This window comes from Veillonella denticariosi JCM 15641, assembly GCF_002959855.1.
In the GTDB taxonomy this organism is placed as follows: domain Bacteria; phylum Bacillota; class Negativicutes; order Veillonellales; family Veillonellaceae; genus Veillonella; species Veillonella denticariosi.
This window is the reverse complement of the sequence record NZ_PPDB01000007.1, coordinates 121,377-144,387: the sequence shown is the minus strand read 5'-3', so window position 1 is coordinate 144,387 and position 23,011 is coordinate 121,377. Positions and strand designations below refer to the sequence as shown.

The 23,011-nt window shown below is 41.0% G+C and carries 23 protein-coding genes; 2 read left to right on the top strand and 21 right to left on the bottom strand.

The features are described from left to right. Positions 1-5: 5 nt before the first annotated feature. From gmhA to VEHSUH05_RS06115, 9 genes are all read right to left on the bottom strand, one after another. A complete protein-coding gene (gmhA, locus tag VEHSUH05_RS06155) occupies positions 6-575 on the bottom strand; it encodes a D-sedoheptulose 7-phosphate isomerase (protein ID WP_038116000.1) in 570 nt (189 codons plus the stop codon). Further along, positions 575-1,501, bottom strand: coding sequence for a dipeptidase (locus tag VEHSUH05_RS06150; RefSeq protein ID WP_105091060.1), 927 nt, complete (start codon positions 1,499-1,501; stop codon positions 575-577). The genes gmhA and VEHSUH05_RS06150 overlap by 1 nt, the downstream gene beginning before the upstream one ends. 64 nt (positions 1,502-1,565) lie before the next feature. Further along, positions 1,566-2,057 carry a transcriptional regulator NrdR gene (nrdR, locus tag VEHSUH05_RS06145; protein ID WP_038114662.1) on the bottom strand — a complete coding sequence of 164 codons (492 nt, stop codon included), beginning with the start codon at positions 2,055-2,057 and terminating at the stop codon, positions 1,566-1,568. 190 nt (positions 2,058-2,247) lie between these two features. Beyond that, positions 2,248-5,694 (bottom strand): pyruvate carboxylase, encoded by a 3,447-nt coding sequence (locus VEHSUH05_RS06140; RefSeq protein WP_105091059.1) that lies wholly within the window; start codon positions 5,692-5,694, stop codon positions 2,248-2,250. 190 nt (positions 5,695-5,884) lie between these two features. Continuing rightward, complete coding sequence (locus tag VEHSUH05_RS06135; RefSeq protein WP_105091058.1) at positions 5,885-7,243, bottom strand: M18 family aminopeptidase; 1,359 nt, start codon at positions 7,241-7,243, stop codon at positions 5,885-5,887. 237 nt (positions 7,244-7,480) lie between these two features. Beyond that, positions 7,481-8,881: an anion permease gene (locus tag VEHSUH05_RS06130; RefSeq protein WP_105091057.1), complete on the bottom strand. Its 1,401-nt coding sequence runs from the start codon at positions 8,879-8,881 to the stop codon at positions 7,481-7,483. Between the two features lie 235 nt (positions 8,882-9,116). Further along, positions 9,117-9,950 (bottom strand): Mrp/NBP35 family ATP-binding protein, encoded by an 834-nt coding sequence (locus tag VEHSUH05_RS06125; protein ID WP_038114649.1) that lies wholly within the window; start codon positions 9,948-9,950, stop codon positions 9,117-9,119. 251 nt (positions 9,951-10,201) lie between these two features. Continuing rightward, positions 10,202-11,395, bottom strand: a complete 1,194-nt coding sequence (locus VEHSUH05_RS06120) for an aminotransferase-like domain-containing protein (RefSeq protein ID WP_105091056.1) — start codon at positions 11,393-11,395, stop codon at positions 10,202-10,204. A gap of 113 nt (positions 11,396-11,508) precedes the next feature. Next, positions 11,509-12,246, bottom strand: a complete 738-nt coding sequence (locus VEHSUH05_RS06115) for a TVP38/TMEM64 family protein (RefSeq protein ID WP_054673174.1) — start codon at positions 12,244-12,246, stop codon at positions 11,509-11,511. Positions 12,247-12,435: 189 nt separating this feature from the next. Between VEHSUH05_RS06115 and VEHSUH05_RS06110 the strand changes: the two genes are divergently transcribed. Next, positions 12,436-12,828, top strand: a complete 393-nt coding sequence (locus tag VEHSUH05_RS06110; protein WP_105091055.1) for a thioesterase family protein — start codon at positions 12,436-12,438, stop codon at positions 12,826-12,828. Positions 12,829-13,035: 207 nt separating this feature from the next. On the opposite strand, the gene VEHSUH05_RS06105 is transcribed toward VEHSUH05_RS06110, so the two are convergent. The 12 genes from VEHSUH05_RS06105 to VEHSUH05_RS06060 all read right to left on the bottom strand — a co-directional run bounded on the left by VEHSUH05_RS06105 (position 13,036) and on the right by VEHSUH05_RS06060 (position 21,277). Further along, a complete protein-coding gene (locus VEHSUH05_RS06105; RefSeq protein ID WP_105091054.1) occupies positions 13,036-14,058 on the bottom strand; it encodes a branched-chain amino acid aminotransferase in 1,023 nt (340 codons plus the stop codon). A gap of 167 nt (positions 14,059-14,225) precedes the next feature. Further along, the gene (locus VEHSUH05_RS06100) at positions 14,226-14,723 is read right to left on the bottom strand and encodes a methylated-DNA--[protein]-cysteine S-methyltransferase (protein ID WP_105091053.1); all 498 of its coding nucleotides are present in this window, start codon (positions 14,721-14,723) and stop codon (positions 14,226-14,228) included. A gap of 17 nt (positions 14,724-14,740) precedes the next feature. Next, complete coding sequence (locus VEHSUH05_RS09410) at positions 14,741-14,935, bottom strand: hypothetical protein (RefSeq protein WP_245875938.1); 195 nt, start codon at positions 14,933-14,935, stop codon at positions 14,741-14,743. A gap of 26 nt (positions 14,936-14,961) precedes the next feature. Next, complete coding sequence (locus VEHSUH05_RS09405; RefSeq protein ID WP_245875937.1) at positions 14,962-15,117, bottom strand: hypothetical protein; 156 nt, start codon at positions 15,115-15,117, stop codon at positions 14,962-14,964. Further along, on the bottom strand, positions 15,111-15,593 hold the full coding sequence (locus VEHSUH05_RS09400; protein WP_245875936.1) for an SIR2 family NAD-dependent protein deacylase: 483 nt from the start codon (positions 15,591-15,593) through the stop codon (positions 15,111-15,113). Before VEHSUH05_RS09400 ends, VEHSUH05_RS09405 begins: the two co-directional genes overlap by 7 nt. Further along, the gene (locus tag VEHSUH05_RS06090; RefSeq protein ID WP_105091052.1) at positions 15,565-16,344 is read right to left on the bottom strand and encodes a protein-ADP-ribose hydrolase; all 780 of its coding nucleotides are present in this window, start codon (positions 16,342-16,344) and stop codon (positions 15,565-15,567) included. Before VEHSUH05_RS06090 ends, VEHSUH05_RS09400 begins: the two co-directional genes overlap by 29 nt. Positions 16,345-16,452: 108 nt before the next feature. Then, positions 16,453-17,220: a putative quinol monooxygenase gene (locus VEHSUH05_RS06085; RefSeq protein ID WP_105091051.1), complete on the bottom strand. Its 768-nt coding sequence runs from the start codon at positions 17,218-17,220 to the stop codon at positions 16,453-16,455. Positions 17,221-17,233: 13 nt separating this feature from the next. Continuing rightward, positions 17,234-17,719, bottom strand: coding sequence for a prolyl-tRNA synthetase associated domain-containing protein (locus VEHSUH05_RS06080; RefSeq protein ID WP_054673790.1), 486 nt, complete (start codon positions 17,717-17,719; stop codon positions 17,234-17,236). 24 nt (positions 17,720-17,743) lie between these two features. After that, positions 17,744-18,151 carry a hypothetical protein gene (locus tag VEHSUH05_RS06075; protein ID WP_054673163.1) on the bottom strand — a complete coding sequence of 136 codons (408 nt, stop codon included), beginning with the start codon at positions 18,149-18,151 and terminating at the stop codon, positions 17,744-17,746. 165 nt (positions 18,152-18,316) lie between these two features. Beyond that, on the bottom strand, positions 18,317-19,804 hold the full coding sequence (gene rlmD / locus VEHSUH05_RS06070) for a 23S rRNA (uracil(1939)-C(5))-methyltransferase RlmD (protein WP_105091050.1): 1,488 nt from the start codon (positions 19,802-19,804) through the stop codon (positions 18,317-18,319). After that, positions 19,804-20,472, bottom strand: coding sequence for a TerC family protein (locus tag VEHSUH05_RS06065; RefSeq protein WP_038114615.1), 669 nt, complete (start codon positions 20,470-20,472; stop codon positions 19,804-19,806). The genes rlmD and VEHSUH05_RS06065 overlap by 1 nt, the downstream gene beginning before the upstream one ends. 139 nt (positions 20,473-20,611) lie before the next feature. After that, positions 20,612-21,277, bottom strand: coding sequence for a TerC family protein (locus VEHSUH05_RS06060; RefSeq protein ID WP_105091390.1), 666 nt, complete (start codon positions 21,275-21,277; stop codon positions 20,612-20,614). A 285-nt stretch (positions 21,278-21,562) separates the two neighbouring features. On the opposite strand from VEHSUH05_RS06060, the gene VEHSUH05_RS06055 reads away from it, so the two are divergent. Further along, a complete protein-coding gene (locus tag VEHSUH05_RS06055; protein ID WP_105091049.1) occupies positions 21,563-22,933 on the top strand; it encodes an MATE family efflux transporter in 1,371 nt (456 codons plus the stop codon). Positions 22,934-23,011: the final 78 nt, after the last annotated feature.

Below are 23,011 nucleotides of genomic sequence, written 5' to 3'. Positions count from 1 at the left end.
ACTCATCAATAGTCTTCTTCGATTAATTCACAGATGATATGACCTGCTAAAATATGCATTTCTTGAATGCGGGCCGTCACCTTGCTCGGAACGGCGAGTGTAATATCACAAAGCTCGGCCATCTTGCCGCCGCCTTCGCCGGTAAATCCGATTGTATGCATACCGATGGAGCGTGCCATTTCAACAGCTTTCAGAACATTTTTGGAATTTCCCGACGTAGAAATTCCGATGAGAACATCTCCGGAGCGACCAAGTCCCTCCACCTGACGAGCAAAGACAACATCATAATCATAATCATTGGCAATGGATGTCAAAATAGATGTATCCGTCGTAAGTGCAACAGCAGCCAAGGAACGACGTTCCTTTTTAAACCGACCGATCAATTCAGCCGCCAAATGCTGAGAATCTGCTGCAGATCCGCCATTGCCGCAAAACAATATTTTATTTCCATTTTCAATAGCTGTTTTACAGCGAATTCCTATGTCCTGGATAATCTCCATCTGTTCCATGGTCTTTCCAAAAACATCTAAATGCTCAGAAAATCGCTCTGCAATCATAGGATTTAAATCATTCATCATAAAAGCTCCTTTAACAGTCTGTCCGCATTTTTCCAAAATATCTTATCCCGTTGTTCCACGGTCAAACCGGCCATTCCAAACGCATCATAGAGACGACTCATCTGCGATGTATCCGCGATTTCCGTTTCCAGTGGAATACCGTCAAAATCAGTGCCCAACGCCAACACATCTTCACCGCCCTTATCGATAAGGTATAGTCCATGTTTAACAATGTCCTCAATACGACTGACCGGCGATGTGCCCAGGAAATTCTGCGCAAAATTGAGCCCTATAACGCCCCCCTTATTAGCGATGAGCTTAATAAGGGTATCAGGTAAATTACGCGTATGATTTCTCACTGCCCGCGCATTTGAATGAGATGCGACGAAAGGGACATCAAGGATATCACCTAACTGCTCCGTTCCAGCATCATTGAGATGTGAACAATCAACAATAATCCCCATATCCTGCATGGCTTCGACAAATTCAACACCCTTAGCCGTCAATTTTTTGGATTGATCCCCACAATGAGGTTCTCCCAATCCGTTCGGATAATTCCAGGTCAATGTGATAAGACGTATGCCGTCCTTATAGGCTTGTGAAAGTTTCTGTAAATCACCACCAAGAACACCGCCCTCCTCAATGGAAAGAAGAGCCCCGATTTTGCCGGACTCATATACCCCCTGTATATCCTGATAAGAGAGCACATGCTCTATGTGCTCTCCATAACGCTCAATTTGCGATGTACATAAATCACGCATATCCTCATAGCGACCATAAGGATTATCTGTTTCATGTAAATCGATATAAAATGCAAAATCTTGCACCTTGCTGTGAGCCTTCCGTAATTTTTCTATATCTATTTTCCAGCGGTTTCGATATAAATCACCGCTGTCAGGATGATCCAGCAGCTGCATCATCGTATCACAATGTAAATCTATCATAAGGCCCCACACATCGTATACATCATGATTTCAAAACCATGTATAATCGATACTGCGAAAATAACTATTCTTCAACGGCAGGTTTACGTTTCGGCTTTTTGGCATCTAGCTTTTTAAGGGCCTTTAACTCTTCCATAAAACTGTCAATATTGTCAAACTTGCGATATACACTGGCAAAGCGAACATAGGCAACTTGGTCGATATCCTTTAATTGTTGCAATACCAGTTCACCGATACGGTCCGTAGTTACCTCTTGATTGATTTCGTTGCGGATATCGCGTTCCACATCATTAACAACCTGTTCCATCACGGACATCGGCACAGTTCGTTTATCACAGGAGCGCAATAAACCGTTTAATAATTTACCGCGATCAAAGAGTTCACGGCGTCCGTTTTTCTTTAGTACCATAAGCGGCACTTCTTCTATAATTTCATATGTAGTAAAGCGACGGCCACAATTGATACATTCGCGGCGACGGCGAATACTATTACCTTCATCAGTCGTTCTCGAGTCTGTTACCTTCGTGTCTGTGTGTTGGCAATAAGGACATCTCATCTGTTACTACTCCTTTTCTACTAAATATTAAGTGAAACAGGCATAATAAGCCCATTTTCTACACTATATATAGTACCATGAAAACCGCTAAAATACAAAGAATCCCTAGGATTTCCTAGGGATTTCTTCATTATTCCCACGATTTTCAAATTATCAAAATAGAGAATAAACTTTTATTAAGTTATAGTCCTTATCGCTTCAAAGCATCCTCGATACGAAGCAAACAGTCACCGGATTCAATACGACTGCCTTCACGAACGAGAACCTCTTCAACGATACCGTCGATTGGAGCCGTAATCGTCGTTTCCATCTTCATGGCTTCCGTTACGATTAACGGTTCACCCTTCGTTACGGACTGACCATTCTTAACGAGAATCTTAACAACAGATCCGGATAATGTAGCTCCGATTTCACCAGGGTTCGATTCATCCGCTTTACGACGAACAACACCGGTGGTTTTTGCATGTTTATCATGAACCTTAATGCTACGCGATTGACCGTTAAACTCAAACAATACAATGCGATTACCATCCTCATCAGGTTCGGAATAACCGTTCATTCTGATGATAAGGGTCTTACCTTTTTCAATGGTTACCTGAATTTCTTCGCCGCGCTTCATACCGAAGAAGAACGTCGGCGTATCAAGTACGGACACATCACCGAAATCGCTTACAAATTTATTGTAATCCTGATAAACCTTAGGATATAGGCAATATGCACTTACATCTTCATCAGTGGTTTGCGCACCCATATCGCTCAATTCATTGCGGACATGTTCAAAATCGGTCGGAGGCAATACGGCACCCGGACGAACGGTAATAGGACGCGCCCCTTTCAAGATAATCTTCTGTAACTTTTCAGGGAACCCTTGGTACGGTGTTCCGAGGCGGCCTTCAAAGAATTCCACTACGGATTGAGGAAAATCAAGAAGCTCTCCTTTTTCGAAGATATCTTTTTCCGTCAAGTTATTTTGTACCATGTACAATGTCATATCCCCTACAACCTTGGAGGACGGCGTTACTTTAATGATATCACCGAACATCATATTGACCTGATGGTACATTTTCTTGATATCCGTCCAGCGGTCACCAAGGCCTACCATCTTTGCCTGTTGCTGCAAATTGGAGTATTGTCCGCCCGGCATTTCATGTTGGTATACCTCTGTATTAGGATATGCTTCAGCTTTATCGACACCTCTATAGTAAGGTCGAATGCTGCCAAAGTAATGGGACATTTCCTCCATGTAGTCGATATTCATTTCAGGCTGACGTTCATGACCTGCCAAGGCATAATACATGGAATTCATGCTCGGCTGACTTGTGCCGTTAGCAAACGCGGAGTACGCCAAATCGATAACATCTACACCGGCATCTACTGCTCGGCCGTATGTATAAATGGAATTACCGGAGCCTTCATGTGTATGCAAATGAATAGGAACGGACACCGCATCTTTTAAGGCGGATACCAAATTATAAGACGCTTGCGGTTTCAAGAGGCCCGCCATGTCTTTGATGGCAATAATATTCGCCCCTGCTTTTTCAAGCTCTTTCGCCATGTTCACATAGTAGTCCAAGTTGTATTTTGTACGTTTCCCGTCCAAAATATCGCCCGTATAACATAGAGCCACTTCGGCTATTTTATTCTGAGCACGAACTTCATCGATGGCTACATGCATATTATCCAAGCTGTTCAAGCTGTCAAATACGCGGAACACATCGATACCGTTTACAGCGGCACGTTGAATAAACTGACGTACCACATTATCCGGATATGAAGTATAACCTACCGCATTAGCACCGCGAAGCAACATTTGCAACAATGTATTCGGTACTTCGCGACGGAACATGCGCAACCGTTCCCATGGATCTTCATGCAAGAAACGATAGGATACGTCAAAGGTAGCACCGCCCCAACATTCAAGAGAGAATAAGTTCGGTACACCTTTTGCCGCATGGCCGGCTACACGTGCCATATCAATGGTACGTAGACGAGTCGCAAATAATGATTGATGGGCATCACGCCATGTAGTATCCGTAAAGAATACTTGTTTCTGTTCGCTCAACCATTTAGAAAATTTATCCGGACCTAATTTATCGAAGGTCTGTTTTGTTCCCTCCGCAGGGCTTATATCCAATGCAGATGGCATCTGAATAGGATCAAAGTCAGGAACTTCCTGATGACCGGCGCCGGAATAGCCGTTAATCGTCACATCCGCAATGTAACGCAATAATTTTGTACCACGGTCACGATCCGGTTTCAATTCAAACAATTCAGGATGTTCTTCAATGAAGTTTACATTGTAATGACCACTTTGGAATTCAGGATTTTCCAATACATTGATTAAGAAATGAATATTAGTTTTTACGCCGCGGATACGGAATTCCTTCAGGCAACGTAACATTTTACGAATAGTTTCGTCATTATTAGGCCCGAATGCAGTCGCTTTCACAAGCAAGGAATCATAATACGGTGTTACGACAGCACCCGTGAAAGCATTTCCCGAGTCAAGGCGGATACCGAAACCGCCGGAACTACGGTATGCAAGGATTTTACCCGTATCGGGCATGAAGTTATTTTTCGGATTTTCAGTGGTAATACGACATTGAATAGCCGTTCCTTTACAAGGAATTTTATCCTGTTCAGGGATTCCCACCTCAGGACTATGTAAGCTGTAGCCTTCAGCAATGCGGATCTGAGAATGTACAATATCAATATCCGTAACCATTTCCGTTACAGTATGTTCCACCTGAATACGAGGGTTAACTTCGATGAAGTAGAAACTGCCGTCCGCTGTTACCAAAAACTCAACTGTACCAGCATTGACGTAGTGAACATTCTTCATGATCTTAACGGCTGCATCACATACAGCTTTGCGCGTTTCCAACGGTAACGCAAAGGCAGGCGCCATTTCAACGACCTTTTGATGACGGCGTTGTACGGAGCAGTCACGTTCATGGAGATGAACCACATTACCGTGTTCATCACCCAGAATTTGTACTTCAATGTGTTTCGGTTCTACGATGAGTTTTTCCACGTATACATCGTCATCACCGAACGCGGCTTTCGCTTCAGACTTAGCGCGATCATACGCATCACGAAGATCCTCCTTGCGATGAACTTCACGCATACCGCGACCGCCACCGCCGTTAACGGCTTTAATCATCAACGGGAAGCCATGAGTATCAGCAAATTCTTCCAGTTGAGCAAAATCCTTAAGCGCTCCATCAGAGCCCGGAATCATAGGGATGTCAGCCAATTTCGCCTGTTCACGGGCATTAACCTTATCGCCGAACATATGAAGATGTTCAATTTTAGGACCGATAAAAATAATTCCTTCTTCTTCGCATCGACGGGCGAAACCTTCATTTTCGGATAAGAATCCATAACCCGGATGAATGGCGTCGATGTCATGTTCTTTTGCAATACGGATGATATCTTCAATATCAAGATATGCATCAACAGGTTTCTTACCTTCCCCTACGAGGTAGGCTTCATCAGCTTGATTACGATGTAAGGACAATGTATCCTCTTTAGAGTAAATGGCTACTGTTTTAATACCCATTTCATTACATGCGCGAAATACGCGAATTGCAATTTCACCACGGTTGGCAACCAAAACGGATTTGATTTTTTTCATGTATTGCCTCCTACCAGCTTCGACGGATGTGAACCTTCAGCTTTCAATTTTATTAATATATAAATACTAATCGGATATATATTTAGTTATAAGCATATATAGATATGACTCATCAAAAATAACGATATCCTTGTATTCATACTGATATACACTTATTATACAATATTTTCACCATAATAAAAGATAGTATTTACTCATCTCCGAGGAAATAATTCATTAAATGATTCAGTTGATTTTGATCAGCGGATCCCATTGTTTCTCGCGCGGAATGCATCGCCAAAATCGGTAAGCCGATATCCATGGTACGCATCGGTAACATAGCGGAAGAAATCGATCCCACCGTAGAGCCTCCGGGAACATCGGAACGATTTACGTAGATCTGATACTGTACATCGGCCTCCTCACAAAGCCCCTTAACGATGGCAATCGCCTTCGCATCACCCGCATAGGACTGACTGGAGGCCATTTTAAGTGCCAGGCCCTGATTGAGCACGGGTATATTCGTAATATCATTTTTCTCCGGATAATTAGGATGTAATCCATGAGCTACATCGGCTGAAATCATAAAACCCTTTGCCAAATCTTCATCCATATCCTGCGCAGTAAAGCCTAATACATCATAAATACGTTTTACCAGATTCGGTAACAACATACCGGCTCCGCCTTGTTTAGTCCGACTTCCTACCTCTTCATTGTCGAATAAAATGGCACAACGAATGCCGTCGACTTTATTTTTATGAGCTGCAATAATTCCCGACAATACACCGAAACAGGATGTCAGATTATCTAATCGCGGTGAGCTGATAAAATCACCGTCTATCCCTAGTGTACAGCCTTGCTCAACAGGATATAACGTCATTTCATAGGATAAAATTTCCGATGGATCACAATTGACCTCATCCGCAAGAAAGTGCATCCATTCATCATAACATTCAATAGATTCATCATTATCTAGAGTTGAAACAGCTTTAACATGACTATCCGCATTACGGGTTCCGTTATCGACATCTCTTTTTTCCATCATGAGAATCGGCAACATATCTTTCTGACGGTTCAGCTTTACCCCGTCATTAACGGTGCGATTCATATGAATCGCCAAGTTCGGAATGATGGCGATGGGCCTCTTTGTATCCACTAAAACGGAATCCACATCAAATGCGGATTCACCTTTAAGCACAACGGTCCCGGCAGCCCCCAAAGGTCTGTCGAGCCATGTATTTTCGATAAGGCCGCCGTACATTTCCACGTTTAATTTTTTATAACCTTTCACGGATACAACGGGATTCGGTTTTACGCGAATTGCGGGAAAATCCGTATGTGCCGATGCAACCCGCAATGTATGACGAGGGTGCTTGCCGATATGAAAGGCAAATAATGTCGTGCCGAATACATTCACCACATAAGAACCGGGATGCAATTTCCATGTATCCTCCAATGAAAGTTCGGTAAATCCCGAGTCCAATAACATTTGTAAACTCGTATCTACCGTATGATACGGTGACGTGCACGCACCAATATATTTCAATAATTGTTGATTATCAAACTTCATATGTACCTCCTATGCAAAAGCATACATGTAATCATACAATCATAATGAATACTTTCACTATTCATATAATCTATAATAGTATTATAGATTAATCACATATGATTACTGCTCTTATTTTATCACAAAAAGCCGCCCCAACGGGACGGCTTCATGTATACATAGATACGTTTACATCAATAAAATTGGACCGTAATTATACTATGTAAATCTTGATTTGTATTTACAATTAATACCGACTTACCACATACCGATCAGTTTCATCCATGCGGAACCAATGCCTATAAAGATGATCAAGTTGATTACGGACGTGAAGAAACCGAGTTTCCACCATGTATTTTGAGGAACATAACCGGTATTGAATATTACCGGAGATGGACCTGCCGCATAGTGAGTCAAGGACATACAGAGATTAGATGTGAAAGCGATCATCAACAATGTCAACATCGGTGGAGCACCTGCGGAAATTGCAATCGCAGAAAATGCTACGAACATTGCGGAAATATGCGCCGTTAGCGATGCAAATACATAATGTGCATATGTATTGACAACCACGGCTACAATAAATGCAATAACCCAGGAACCTTCCGGAATATAACCGCCAACTAGTACGGTGGCCCATTTGATAAAGCCCAGTTTGGAAAGAAATCCGGCGAAAGCCATCAAGGTACCCATCCATACCAATGTATCCCAGGCACCTTTCTCACTTTTAACATCATCCCAAATCAGCACCCCCGTAGCTAATAAAATAGAGATACCGATAAATGCTACAACAGTTGCATGAAGTTGTGTAAACTGAGATGTAGCCCACAATACAAGCGCTAAAATAAATACACCAAGCATGACCCACTCCTGGAAACTCATAGAACCCAATTCCTTTAATTCTTGACGAATCATTTGTTGTGCTTCACGGGCATCTTTAATTTCAGGTGGATATGCTTTATATATAAAATATGGCATAATTAACAATGCAATTAACCCCGGAACGATAGCGGCCATGGCCCAGTCACCCCAAGTGATACCGATTCCAAAGGATTGAAGTGCCAACGCAGCAACCAATGTATTACCGGCCATGGAAGTTTGGAACATGGCAGATGTAACGGTATTTACCTGATAAATAGACTGCATCAAAAATGAACCGATTTTACGTGGGCCATTTTGCGGTTCAGAACCGAATGCTTTTGCCAAGCTTGTTGTAATCGGCATGATAACACCGCCTACACGTGCCGTATTGGACGGTGTTGCGGGCGCCAATATCAAGTCTGATAATGCCAGCGCATAAGCCAATCGTAAACTTGAGCTACCAAAAGCCGAGATTAAATTATACGCAATACGCTTGCCTAAACCGGTTTTAATAAAACCACGAGAAAATAAGAATGCTCCAACAATTAACCAAATTGATGTATCAGAAAAGCCGGATAAGCCTTCACTGATCTTTAATGTTCCCGTTAATGCAGCAACTGTGATAACGATAATAGACACGCCACCGATCGGCAACGGCTGCGTAATAAAGCCTGCGATAGTAGCGACAAAGATGGCAAATAAATGCCAGGACTGTGGGGTTAACCCTTCCGGTGTAGGCACAAACCATATCGCCAAACCTAAGATGATTGGAATTAACCAATTAATAAGTTTCTTCATTTACATACCTCCTACTTAGGGACTTCAAAAAGCCTAACAATCCATTATTAAAATTTCAAGGTATATAGTAACAACCATATCATATCGTCTATAGCTTTCACTATATTATCTTTAGTATAAATCCATAGTATATAAAATAGAAATATAAATTTATTTGTGTATTATAAATAAAATCTATTGTAAAAAGAAAGCTGCACACACCGATGGCATGTACAGCTCACATGTAGAATATAGCCTATTGCGGTAAGGATACATCCTCCAAATTTGTCTTTTCAATGGATTCAATATCACCTTGATCACAAAGGTTGGCAATGGTAGGATCAATCGGCAAACGACCCAACAAAAGTAAGCCGTACTTCTGAAGAATTTCTTCAATATGACTTTTACCAAAAATCTCATAATCCTTGCCGTTATCTGGGCAATGGAAATAAGAGTAGTTTTCTACTACACCGATGATCGGCACCTGCATGAGATCAGCCATTTTTACGGCCTTTTCAACAATCATGGATACCAAATCCTGAGGAGACGTAACGATGATAATACCATCCAACTTCAAGGATTGATAAACGGTAATCGCCACATCACCTGTGCCCGGCGGCATATCAACAAATAAATAATCGATATCCTTCCAAATAACATCACTATAGAATTGTTTAACCACATTACCTAAAATCGGACCACGCCATAAAACAGGATCCGTATCGTTTTCCAAGAGAAGATTTACGGACATAACATCGATACCGCCCTTGGACTTCACAGGATACATACCGATTTCATCGGCATACGCTTTTTCCTTGATACCAAAGATTTTAGGAATGGATGGGCCTGTAATATCCGCATCTAGAATACCGACTTTATAACCTTTACGAGCCATCGTAATGGCCATCAAACTCGTAACCGAGGACTTACCTACGCCGCCTTTACCGGAAACAACACCGATAACATGCTTAACGGAACTCAATTCATGTAACGGAGCCGTAAGATCTTGCGGTTGTTGTGGTGCGCCACCACCGCAGGAGGATTGAGATGGGCATCCGCCGCAATCGCTGCCACTGCTACTGCACCCCATAATAAACACCTACTTTCTTTAAAGGACTTACCTTTATAATCTATATAAAAGTTTAATTTTTACACCGTAAATACAACGTATCTACAGTAACATTGTATCATGTTATATCAAAATTTATCAATATATAGATATACCATATATGATTATAAACTTATTCATCATAGCTTTTTAATTCCATATATTGTGAAAACACGTTGATGTATTGTAAAAGCCCTATCTGTTTCAACCATGTTGTAAACTCAAGTCACATCTTATTCACCACAGAATTCTTTAGTCAAAGAGCCTAAAATTTCCATACCTTTTGTAATTTCCTCAACAGTCGGTACCGTATAGCTCAAGCGGAATGCATGACCCTCACCGGCTCCGTCCGCCGCGAAGGCTCCGCATTTAATTATGCCCACATTCTTATCCATGCAGGCTTCAAAGAATGCATCGCAATCGACGGATTCCGGCATCGTCATCCATGCGAACATACCGCCTGTGGGCTTTGTAAGATGAACTTTAGAGCTTGCATATGTATCGAAAGCGTTAAGCAATGCATCGCACTTCATTTTATATACCTTGCGTACATTATCGAGGTGTCCATCATAATCAATGGTATCTAAAACATGTGCCACTACCTTCTGTGTCACTAACGGCATCTGCCCTGCCGTATTATTTTTAAGGGCCTGAATCGCCTCTATAATCTTCGCCGGCCCGAACAAGAAACCTACCCGAAGACCTGCCGATAACGTCTTGGAATAAGAACCTGCATAAAGGACACGGTCCTCCGTATCAAAAGACTTAAACGTCGGAATATATTCACCGGCAAAACGAATTTCACCGTAAGGATCATCTTCATAAATAAATAAATCATATTTTGAGGCAACGGCGTAAATCTTTTTCCGTCGTTCCAGTGGCATCGTAATCCCTGTAGGATTTTGAAAATTAGGAATGAGATAGATATATTTCCCCTTTCCCGATTGAGCAGCCTTTTCCAGCTCAGCCGGAATCATCCCGTATTCATCTGTTTTAATACCAACGGCCTTACCGCCCATATTGCGCACCGAATTGATTGCACTGGTAAAAGTGAACTCATCCATGTACACCTCGTCACCCGGTTCAATAACGGTAATAGGCACAAGACCTAACAGTTGTCCCGCTCCATTAGAAATGATGAGACCTTGACCTTCCGGGTTCATATGATGCGCTTTAACCAAGCGCTGTAAAGTCAATTCAGCAAGTCTGGCATCGCCTTGCATCGGTCCGTATTGCAACAAACTCATAGGGTTTGAATGTACCACCTCATCAAAAGCTTTTTCAATAATTTCGACGGGAATCGCCTCGGGAGCGGGATTACCGATACCGAAACTAATAAAACCATCTACGCCTACACCACGTTCAAAAACTTCACGAATAAAATTAGGACCTTTCAAGGTCACCCGTTCAGGAAGGGAAAAGCTCATAAAATCGCCTCTTTCACATAATAACTATATCTACGTTCTATTACGCTATGCATTCAATAGCATCATTACAAATCACACGCTGCTCTGTAACTCGACATTAACCAGCTGCGATATTACGCATTCGGATCATGGTCCTGCTCGGCATTTCGTTTATTGATATAATATTTATATACTTTCCACAATATAAAATATACAATGCCTGCCACGACGACGATGATACCGAGACGGGACATATTGTCCTGAAAATTAACGATATCCGTACCGATGGCGACTTCGAGCGCCGTCGAAGGAAACTTACCGATTAAATTAGCCAAGATATAATCACGAGGCTTAATCTTACTGATAGCGCCCAAAGCCGTGATAACACCGGACGGGAAATACGGTAACGACCGTGCAAAAAGCATAACGACAAAGCCGTTTTTACCGGAAAAATCATCTACTTTCATCAGCACGCTGCTCTTGGCAATCAGTTTATCCGCCGTATCGCGCAAGAAGTATCGCATGATATAAAAGCTGATAACGACGCCAATCGTTTCAGCGAGCCAGGAGATAATAATACCAGGCCACATACCGAAAACCAAACCGTTAGCCGTAGAAATAAAAATGGATGGTAAAAAGCCGACCGCATTAACAAAAATGTCGAGGACCATGCTGATCAACATCGCCATAGGTCCGAAGCTTTGAATATACTCTGCAATTTCCTCCATCGATCCATCTGTAGCCAGATGCCACATGGTCGGATAAAATGTAGGATCTACTATATTAATGGCAATTAATAGGGCAATAAAACCGATGCCTGCTATTAACTGAACCCAGCCCTCACCGGAAGGCTTTAACTGTCTTTTACTCATATATACCTCGTTTTATAAAAACTAGTTCCATTATATCACGGATTCTATAGAACAGTTATAACCAGTTATGTAGCATAAAAAATATAATTCTAATAATACTAATAACATAAAATTTATTTAGCATAAAAATTGTTTAAAGATGTATAATACAATTATTATAACAATATTCTCAACGAAAGAAGGTATACCATGATATCAGCAGGTCAAACAGCGACAGCCACTGTCGTCGTTACAGAATCAAACATCGCAAAAACAATGAAATCCGGCGCCCTAGAAGTATTCGCCACACCCGCTATGTGCGCCCTCATGGAAGAAGCCGCACAGGCAGCCGTGCAGCCACATCTGGAAGCCGGCGAAGGCACGGTGGGGATTTCCCTATCCATCACTCACGAAGCACCGTCACCTCTCGGTGCAACGATTACGGCAAAAGCTACCGTCAGCGCAGTCGAAGGTCGCAAAATCACATTTGATATCGAAGCATCTGACGGAATAGGTATCATCGGCCGCGGTACGCATGAACGATTCATCATCAACAATGATAAATTCATGGCTAAAGTGATCAATCGCACAAAATCAAATTAAGCTTTTAGGGTTATAAAATTATAAGATAATACGCGTTGTCCTATAATCCCCATACGACGCAAATCAAAACTGAATAATATAACAAACGGCATCTACCATTCGATAGATGCCGTTATTTTATATACACGCTATTTACTAATCTCTTCTGTACTAATTCACTTTTTAGTAAGCCATTTTTATGAGCCGTTAAAAAATAGCGAATTTTTATTAACAGATTTTCACAACCCAGCCTTCAGGTGCTTCAATTTCACAATGTTGAATGCCAAGCAATGTATCATATAATTTTTTCGTTACAGGGCCCATATCATCCATACCGGCAGGGACGTTGATATCACCCTTTTCAGTATGAATCAAACCTACCGGAGAAATAACCGCTGCAGTACCGCAGAGACCGATTTCAGCAAAGTCTTTCAACTCATCTACATGCACCGGACGATGTTCCACCTTCATACCGAGATAATGTTCAGCCACATACATCAAGGATCGACGTGTGATGGACGGCAAAATACTGTCAGATTTAGGCGTTACAAGAGTACCGTCCTTTGTAATAAAGATAAAGTTTGCACCACCGGTTTCCTCTACATGTGTGCGCGTAGCCGCATCAAGATACATATTCTCCGCATAACCCGCTTTGTGAGCATCGGTAATCGCATACAAGCTCATCGCATAGTTCAGGCCCGCTTTAATATGACCGGTACCATGTGGAGCTGCACGGTCAAAGTCAGTGATACGGATTTTAATCGGTTTAGCGCCGCCTTTAAAATAAGGTCCTACGGGTGTCGTAAAAACGCGAAACTGATATTCATCCGCCGGCTTTACACCGATAACGGAATTTGTGCCCATCATGTAAGGACGAATATAAAGACTTGCACCGTGACCATATGGAGGTACGAAATCTTTATTTGCTTCTACTACTTTTTTTACGGCTTCTACAAATCTGCCTTCAGGCAATGTAGGCATCACAAGACGTTCTGCAGAACTATTCATGCGTTCCGCATTCAAGTCCGGACGGAAACATACGATATGACCATCTTTTGTATAATATGCTTTCAAACCTTCAAAAACAGTTTGCGCATATTGGAATACACCGGCACATTCATTTAAAACGACATTGGCATCTGTAATCAATCCGCCTTCATCCCATTTACCATCTTTATATGTAGATAAATAACGGTAATCGGTTTCCATGTAACCGAACCCGATATTGTCCCAGTCGATATTTTTACTCATAACCATAACCTCCAAAACATTCATGAATATATGAATAATCTTAACACTATACGCATGTAATTTCAATAGATTCTATAGAATTCAATTCAACACGGTACAATCACCGCAACAGATACTTTATCTGAAAGTAATCCTGCATCAATCATTTATTCTTTGATTCCCATCTATCATTTATGCTCTTGTTCCAATCGAAGCATATATTCTTTACGAACGATGCCTCCTGCATACCCCGTCATCTGTCCGTTAGCCCCCACTACGCGATGGCATGGAATGATGATGGATATGGGATTATGGCCTACAGCTCCTCCTACCGCCTGAGCGGACATACTGTCTTTACCTTGCGCTTTTGCAATCTGTTTTCCAATCGCACCGTATGTAGTCGTTTCACCATACGGTATCGTTTGAAGTATAGACCATACTGACCGTCTGAACGCAGAACCTTCCAGTTGCATCGGCGGGTATATGCGTGGTCTCTGCCCTTTAAAATAATCATTGAGCCACATAACAGTCACCTCAAAAGGACCGGTCAACTGATCGATATACTCCGCATCATCATAACTAGGTGCATGAGCTTCATCAACAAAAAACAAATCTGTTAAGTACGTCAATGTACCAAGCATAATCATAGTTCCTAATGGACTTTCATAAGTATATTTATAGTTCATAGTACATTAACTCCTTCTTAAACTAACAAATCATTCAATACCTTTTGTATATCATCTTTAAATGCTATTGTATTATGCTGAATTTCAAATGGAATAGTTTGCTTTTCCATATTAATCGGCACATATAATACATCTATATTATCGTCTGCCATCCGCATAAATGGATATTTTATAATCATCGGCGTATTAAATCCTACACCAAGCTCTAACAATACGATTTTCTTATCTTTATAGTTCTCTATAAAAGTTGCATATCGTTTTGAGCCACATACCAACCTTCGTCTTGCACAAAGGCACCGTCGACACGTAAATTCATCGTCATTAGTTCACCACATCTAGGACAGTGGTGAATTAACTCTGTAGGAATTTTCATATCCTTTTGTTCCTTCACCATACGGCGCACTTGTTCTTCATTATCATAAGTCTCTTTTGATGACATGGCTCAATGCACTGCCACAAGCCTAAATCACCTTGCATGTAATAAAATCTATTTTTATCCACTCCAGCAAATTGCATTTGATGATCTACATTAGTGGTAATCACAAAGTAATTCTTATTTTGTAACAACTCCATCAACCGAATATAAGGTTCACCTGCTGAAATATCATAGCGATTATAGTAGATATGACGGCTCCACCACGCCCAATATTCTTCCATGCTTTCAAATGAATAGAATCCACCAGAATACATATCTGTGATACCGTACTTTTTGTGAAAGTCATCAAAATATTTATGAAAACGTTCCCCACTATAAGTCAAACCCGCTGCAGTAGACATACCTGCCCCAATACCAACAAGTACCGCATCAGCAACATTAATAGCTTCTTTCACACGTTCTATATTATCCCAATAATTTGTCGTAGATGTCATAATCAATATCCTTAAATACATTAAATACCACTTGGATTTTACTATTAGTTTCTTTTAAATAGGTTCTCACAGTATCGACTGCAATTTGTGCTGCCTCTTCATTAGGGAATCTGAATTCACCGGTAGAGATACAGCAGAATGCAATAGAGTGTAAGTTATAAGCATTAGCCAACTCTAAGCAGGAGCGATAGCAAGAGGCTAGTTCATTTCGCTCTTTCTCTGTTACCTCTTCATAAATAATAGGTCCAACAGTGTGAAGTACATGCTTTGCCGGTAAATTATACCCATAAGTCATACGAGCTACACCGGTCTTCTCAGGCATATCTAAATACTCTATCATTTTATTACACTCCATACGGAGCTCAATACCCGCAAAGGTATGGATAGTATTATCGATACATTTATGGTTAGGCGCAAAGCATCCAAGTAATTGATTATTGGCAGCATTAACAATGGCATCAACAGCTAATCGAGTAATATCACCTTGCCACAAATAGATTTGAGATTCTCGCTCTTCCATATCATTAATCGTAACGATGCCTTTTTCATGAGCCAATATATTTAAATATTCATCCTCTACCTTCATCCACTCAGCGGGCATGGCTCCTGCAGGACGAATATTACATAGTGCTCTAAATAGAGAAAATTGTTCTTCTTCATTTACTGGAATATCTATATGTTCGTTATGTTTCTCTTTATATTCTGCTACTAATCCCTCTAAAAGATAGCGCAATCGTTCTTGTTGTGTCATATATAACTCCTAAATAGAATTAACTAGATTATAACCTATTATATAGCAAAAAACTGCTAGCACATAATATGCTAGCAGTAACTTTACTGATTAGTATTTTATCAGAGACTAAGGTCTAACAAAAGCTTGACCACCATGATTTACAAGGATATCCCCATCTAATACTTTAGTAGTAACCCCTTGTAGACTACCTTGGATTTGGCTCATCATAAAGCGATAACCTGGGCTATTCAAGTGTTTAGTAAGGGCTTCCTGATCGCTATAGATCTGAATGACGTACCAGCGATTTTTTGCGTGTCTTTCACGAAGCACATAACCAGCCTTATAACCCGCATCATCCCGAACGGCACGTTCCATATCGAGTTGATATTGTCGTTGTACCGTATCGATTTCATTACTATCAACAGTAAACTCAGTTAAGGTCACCACTGCCTTACCATCATTTACAATGGATAATGCATCTTTCTTTTCAAATAAAAGTACAGACTGTACATCGTACATCTTACGATTTGTTAATTTAGAGCCTACTTCATTAACAAATGCTTGATAATGATCAGATTTGCGATGTGCTTCAATAGCAGCTAAATCTTTATAGATTTCAACTACATAAGACTCCGATGGATTCCCCTTTACATGCGCCACATTCATGGACAATGTATTAGGCTCTTTTTCCATAGATGCTGTCAGATTAGCTACGCCTGCACTATTATAAGTTCCTTGTAGATCTACAGGTACTTCAAAACGATACATACTTACGCTAGGTGCTGTATCAACTGATTGATCTCGTTCCATAACAAGAGCTGCAAAAGATGTACTTACACCTAATACGGCAATAGCAGATGTTAGTACAATACGTTTTAATAAATTTTTATTCATACATACTCCTAAATTACAAAGTAATATATTCTACTATTGTACCATGCTCTTCAATGAGTTTAACTAGTTCTTTACCTTGAAGCCACACAGTCGCATCATTTTGGTTCGGATGTATGCCGATTAAATTATTCTCGTAGTCCGCGTCAATATAATAATGAACCTTACGGTCCTCATCATGGAGCAAGCAAAATGGAGATACGTGACCTGGTTTAATCTTCAAAATATCCCATAATTCCTCTTCTGAACCAAAGGAAATCTTTTTAAGCTTGTGGTCCTTACGGAATTGTTTTAAATCTACACGTTTAGAACCGCGAACGGTAATTAAATAGTAATGCTCTCGTTTATGATCTCGTATAAATAAATTCTTTGCATCCCACTCAGGATATGGCAACTGCACATTCGGCTTATCGTCCATACTAAATAATGGTGCGTGATCTGTAATTTCAAAATTTATATGATGTTCTTTTAAATAATCGTATACGCCTTGTTTATCCAATATCATACTATTTACTAGTTCTATTTATTAACTAGATACTTCACAATTCAGTTTCGCTTTTAAATCTCTAAAATATATTTTTTGTTGTCGTTTCAAGTATAGACTTATAAATGGCTTAAATATTAATTTTTTAGAGACAACGTTTTCAGTAAAGTCCAGAATCGTTTTATCACCCTTTGCATAGAATTTTCCAACCCAAGTGCCTTTAATATTTTTATTTTCCATCTTAAATATCCATGATTGGTATGTAACGCATTCTGTTACTTTAAAATGAGTTTCAATTCCGTCCTTGGTAATCTCTATAAAGTTATGCTCATCTATAATTCTTACATCTTTTAAATCACTTCTCCAGGAAAAATCATTTAGATTCGTGACCACATTCCACACGATTTCTACAGGACATAAAAGAGTAACCTTCATATTAGAAATTGCCATAATGATTACCTCACATAGATTCTTGAACATCCCGGATTATGATAACTCTTACCGCTTCACTTGATTCCTTATAAGTAAAGCTACTACCTCAGCCGTAGGCTGTTTCCAACCATTCTTCACTTCGTTCGAATCCTTGGACATCCCTGACATAGGTAGTGCTAATACTCACTGCGTCGCTTCACTCCTAGTGAGCAAAGCCACGACCTCAACATGTGACGTCATCGGAAACATGTCCACCGGCTGCACTTCTTTCAGTTCATAGCCATAATGTGTAAGTATTTCAATGTCTCTCGCCATGGTAGCAGGATTACAGGATACATAAACGATGCGTTTCGGTTCCATGCCCGCTGCGGAGGTAAGTACCTCTTCTTTACAGCCTGCACGGATCGGGTCGAATACGATAACATCCGGTCGTACACCAGCTTTATATAATTTCGGCATTTCCACGGCCGCATCAGCGACGATAAATTCCGTATTTTCATAACCATTGCGTCGCGCATTTTCACGAGCGTCGATAATGGCCGGCTCTACAATCTCTATGCCGATAACATGCTTCGCCTCGCGCGCAAGAAACAACGAGATAGTCCCCGTACCACAATAGGCATCAATGACAGTCTCATGACCTTTTAAATTCGCATACATTAACACTTGATCGTATAATACCGTCGTCTGTTCCGGATTAACCTGAAAGAAGGAATGCGGTGACAAGGTAAATCGCAAACCCTTAATGTGATCCGTAATCGTACCGTCCCCGTAAAGCACATGATTCGTAGGCCCTAATATGACATTTGTCCGCTTTCCGTTCACATTATGAACGATGGTTTCCACTGATGGTACCCGTTCTGTCAGCCTCTCAATCCATTGGTCCTGATCCGGCAAATAATCAGTTGCCATTACAAGGATGACCATATATCCGGATTGACCGATACGACCGATGACATGGCGTAATACCCCCTTACCCGTATGTTCGTCATACGGTTCTATACCAAGTTCCTCCGCAATTTCATAGCATGCTTGAGCAATCTGATTATTTCCGTCCATCTGTATAGGGCAGTTTGTGCCGTGAACGATATCATGAGACCCCATGGCATAGAAACCCATCCGTATCGTTTCTCGTGTGCCTCCCACAGGCATTTGCATCTTATTACGATAAGCCCACGGGTTCTTCGGACCTAATGCGAGTTTTACAAAATCCGGATTCTGATGTCCGATTCGTTCAATAACATCCTTCACTTTTTGTGTTTTTAGTGAAAGCTGTCCCTCGTAGGTTATGTGCTGTAATTGACAGCCGCCGCAAACGCCGTATAATTCGCAGTTCGGCGCAATCCGATTATCCGCTGCGGTTATGACCTCTAAAAGCTTACCCGTAGCATATGTCTTTTTCACCGTTGTTATAGTTACTTTCACAGTTTCATTCGGCAAAGCAAATGGTACAAAAACGGTAAAGTCCTCAACACGACCTACGCCTTCACCGCTGCTACCGATACCGTGAATTGATACGAGTACAGTATCACCGACCTTAACGGGAGCCGATGTAATAGCCTTCTGTTTTTTAGAGAGTTTTGTTATATCCTGCGATTTCTGACGCTGCCCTTGATTATATTTGTTTCCACACTTCGTAGATTTACGAGATATATGATTTCTGTCGCTCATTACGAATCTCTCTTCTTCCAAATTTTAATCATGCCGGTCACGATGAGGACAAAGAATACGGTACCGATTTTAACCAGCAGTTCTTCACCTTGAATATATGGTATTAAAAGAGGATCCTCTACGATCATTTCCCCTGCAACCCATCCGAGCAAGGCACCTCCGGCCCACAGAATAGCGGGAAATTTATTGATAAGACGGGCGAATAATGTGGAACAGAATACGATAATAGGTACCGTAATCAGCATACCTACAATCACTAATTCCAAATGCCCCTTCGCTGCACCGACTACACCGATAACATTGTCAATACTCATCATGGCATCCGCCACAATGATGGTCCAGACAGCCCCGAGCAAGGAGTCCTTCGCATCGATATGAGCCTCTTCATCGCCGCCCTTGAGTAATTGGATGGCAATCCACAAGAGAACAAGTCCGCCCCCTAAATGGATGAGAGGAATCAGGGTTAATGCCTCCACTAAAATCGTGGCGAACAGCAACCGCATGGCAATAGCTCCGACAGTGCCCCATATAACGGCTTTTTTTTGTAATTCCGGCGCTAATTTTCCCGCCGCCATACCGATTACAACGGCATTATCGCCGGCCAATAAAATATCTATCAAAATAATTTTACTAATGGTAAGCCATGTAGCCGCTTCTAAAAATTCCATGATTATATTACCCCGACTATACGTTCATAAACTTAATAACTATCTATTAACTATATCATAATTTTCATCGTCTTTCACAATAAAATACCACTGATATAAAAAATTCCTCCCTCGATCATGACGAGAGAGGAAATGGATATTAATGATTATTTTTCAATTTATTTGTTAGTAACGATGCCCCTACAACGATAATAACAGCCGCAATCTTAATAAATAATACATACGGTTCAACCACATGTGCAATAAGTTTATCTTCTACACTCATCGCAGCACCGACCCATGCGAGGATACTGCCACCGATATAAAGAATAATCGGAAAACGTTCGATAACTTTCACAAACAATGTACTGCCATAAATGATGATAGGTACCGTAATCAGCATACCGATCGCCACCATCATCATATGACCGTCGGCAGCGCCTACGACACCGATTACATTATCTATCCCCATAATGCCGTCGGCAATAACAATTGTCATAATAGCGGAGCGCAAATTATCTTTAGCCTCGATAGTATGCTCTTTTCCGTCATCAGCCACCAATTTATAACCGATCCACAATAAGAGAATACCACCGACTAAACGAAGTACGGGAATATTGTTTAAGGCCTCCACAAAGAGAAATGCCATGACGAGACGCAGGATAATCGCCCCCGCAGTACCCCAGAAAATAGCCTTTTTTTGCAAATCAGCAGGCAAATTACGAGCCGCCATGCCGATTACGATAGCATTATCACCGGCCAATAAAATATCGATAACGATGATTTGCAGCATCGCCAATAATCCCTGTGCAGATACTATGTCCAACATATCCTCCTATACAAATTTCAACATAACACGGAATATAATATATTCATTATATTCGATTTATATAGAGAATGTAAAATTCAATTATTAAAGTATATATTCATTTTTATCATAGACCGTTAAGTCCTATCGTATCGTCATGAGTAATACCACGATTGACATATAAATAAATGCATAACTACAATATCTCCGTATTTCATAATTCTTAATCCCTCAACGACAAGGATTTAACTATCAAATTACCATACTTTATGGTATACTATATCATCAACTAGGGAGGTCATCATGTATCAGACATATTCTATATTGGAAAAATTATGGTTATTTATCAGACTATTCACCCCCATGTGCATCACTCAATTCTCCCTCGTAGGAGGCACGTTCATCGCTATATTCCTGACCGGACAATATAGCACGACGGATTTGGCCGGTGTTGCGACGGGATATAATTTATGGATCTTATTCTATATCTTCGCTATGGGCATACTGATGAGTATTTCGCCGATTATATCACAATTATTAGGAGCAAAACAGACTTCCTCTATCGGCATTATCATTTATCAAGGTTTGTTTATCGGTACCGTTTTAGGCTTAATAATCCTATTACTCGGTATTTTCGGTCTCGATCCGTTATTGACATATCTCAATTTAGAACCGGCGGCACGCGATGTGTGTATCGATTATCTGAAAGTTTTCAGCATAGGTCTATTTCCTCTATTATGGGTCAACACGTTGCGTAATACAGTAGATTCTCATGGGCTCACTCACTACTCTATGCTCATTGTAGTTACCAGCTTTATGATCAATGTATTCCTAAACTATACCCTTATTTTCGGTCACTTCGGTTTTCCGGAGCTGGGAGGCGTCGGTGCCGGCTATGCAACGGCAGGTGCATGCTGGACAAACTTTATACTCTTCAGCGCCATGATGCTGTTTCATCCCAAGCTTAAAGGATATCAGGTCTTTAAAACTTGGCATGGTCTTAAATGGATTTATATTCAGGAGCAACTGCAAATCGGAATTCCAATCGGTCTTTCCACGTTTTTAGAGGTAAGCATATTCAGTATCGCCGGACTTTTGATGGTTCACTTCGGTTCTGCCGTCGTTGCAGCCCATCAATCGGTTATTTCCTTTACGAATGTATTCTATTGCTTACCGTTGAGTGTTTCCATGGCGGCAACTATTGCGGTAGCTTACGAAGTGGGGGCCATGCGCCCGAAAGATGCGATTGAGTACTCATACTTAGCCCGTATACTGGCCATCATTATGGCTGTACTTATCTGCAGCTTTACCTTTACCCATATGGATACGCTTTCATCGCTTTTCACAAACGATCCGGAAGTATATAATCTGATATACAGCTTCTTGGGATACGGCGTATTCTTCGCCGCGATCGATGCCATTGGAACTCCGTTACAAGGCATTCTAAGAGGATATAAAGATGTAAAAATGGTCTTCTACATTTCCTTTATCTCCTATTGGGGCGTCTGCTTTCCTATGGCTTATATCCTATCTAAAAATCCTGCATACGGACCATACGGCGTATGGATCGGCCTATTATCAAGCGTAGCAGCTGCCGGTATATTATTTACAATCCGAGCATGGTATATTCAACATTACAAACCAAAATCCGTAAATAATACAGCCGCGCAATAATTCAATCTCTTAAAAGTATAAACAGAATTTATATTATTACAAAAACTATACAATACGAAGCCCCTAGCAGTAGATTAA

Bases quoted from the DNA above. Each gene is read 5' to 3' on its own strand.
- gmhA (WP_038116000.1), bottom strand. From the start codon at position 575: ATGAATGATTTAAATCCTATGATTGCAGAGCGATTTTCTGAGCATTTA.
- VEHSUH05_RS06150 (WP_105091060.1), bottom strand. From the start codon at position 1,501: ATGATAGATTTACATTGTGATACGATGATGCAGCTGCTGGATCATCCT.
- nrdR (WP_038114662.1), bottom strand. From the start codon at position 2,057: ATGAGATGTCCTTATTGCCAACACACAGACACGAAGGTAACAGACTCG.
- VEHSUH05_RS06140 (WP_105091059.1), bottom strand. From the start codon at position 5,694: ATGAAAAAAATCAAATCCGTTTTGGTTGCCAACCGTGGTGAAATTGCA.
- VEHSUH05_RS06135 (WP_105091058.1), bottom strand. From the start codon at position 7,243: ATGAAGTTTGATAATCAACAATTATTGAAATATATTGGTGCGTGCACG.
- VEHSUH05_RS06130 (WP_105091057.1), bottom strand. From the start codon at position 8,881: ATGAAGAAACTTATTAATTGGTTAATTCCAATCATCTTAGGTTTGGCG.
- VEHSUH05_RS06125 (WP_038114649.1), bottom strand. From the start codon at position 9,950: ATGGGGTGCAGTAGCAGTGGCAGCGATTGCGGCGGATGCCCATCTCAA.
- VEHSUH05_RS06120 (WP_105091056.1), bottom strand. From the start codon at position 11,395: ATGAGCTTTTCCCTTCCTGAACGGGTGACCTTGAAAGGTCCTAATTTT.
- VEHSUH05_RS06115 (WP_054673174.1), bottom strand. From the start codon at position 12,246: ATGAGTAAAAGACAGTTAAAGCCTTCCGGTGAGGGCTGGGTTCAGTTA.
- VEHSUH05_RS06110 (WP_105091055.1), top strand. From the start codon at position 12,436: ATGATATCAGCAGGTCAAACAGCGACAGCCACTGTCGTCGTTACAGAA.
- VEHSUH05_RS06105 (WP_105091054.1), bottom strand. From the start codon at position 14,058: ATGAGTAAAAATATCGACTGGGACAATATCGGGTTCGGTTACATGGAA.
- VEHSUH05_RS06100 (WP_105091053.1), bottom strand. From the start codon at position 14,723: ATGAACTATAAATATACTTATGAAAGTCCATTAGGAACTATGATTATG.
- VEHSUH05_RS09405 (WP_245875937.1), bottom strand. From the start codon at position 15,117: ATGGTGAAGGAACAAAAGGATATGAAAATTCCTACAGAGTTAATTCAC.
- VEHSUH05_RS09400 (WP_245875936.1), bottom strand. From the start codon at position 15,593: ATGACATCTACGACAAATTATTGGGATAATATAGAACGTGTGAAAGAA.
- VEHSUH05_RS06090 (WP_105091052.1), bottom strand. From the start codon at position 16,344: ATGACACAACAAGAACGATTGCGCTATCTTTTAGAGGGATTAGTAGCA.
- VEHSUH05_RS06085 (WP_105091051.1), bottom strand. From the start codon at position 17,220: ATGAATAAAAATTTATTAAAACGTATTGTACTAACATCTGCTATTGCC.
- VEHSUH05_RS06075 (WP_054673163.1), bottom strand. From the start codon at position 18,151: ATGGCAATTTCTAATATGAAGGTTACTCTTTTATGTCCTGTAGAAATC.
- rlmD (WP_105091050.1), bottom strand. From the start codon at position 19,804: ATGAGCGACAGAAATCATATATCTCGTAAATCTACGAAGTGTGGAAAC.
- VEHSUH05_RS06065 (WP_038114615.1), bottom strand. From the start codon at position 20,472: ATGGAATTTTTAGAAGCGGCTACATGGCTTACCATTAGTAAAATTATT.
- VEHSUH05_RS06055 (WP_105091049.1), top strand. From the start codon at position 21,563: ATGTATCAGACATATTCTATATTGGAAAAATTATGGTTATTTATCAGA.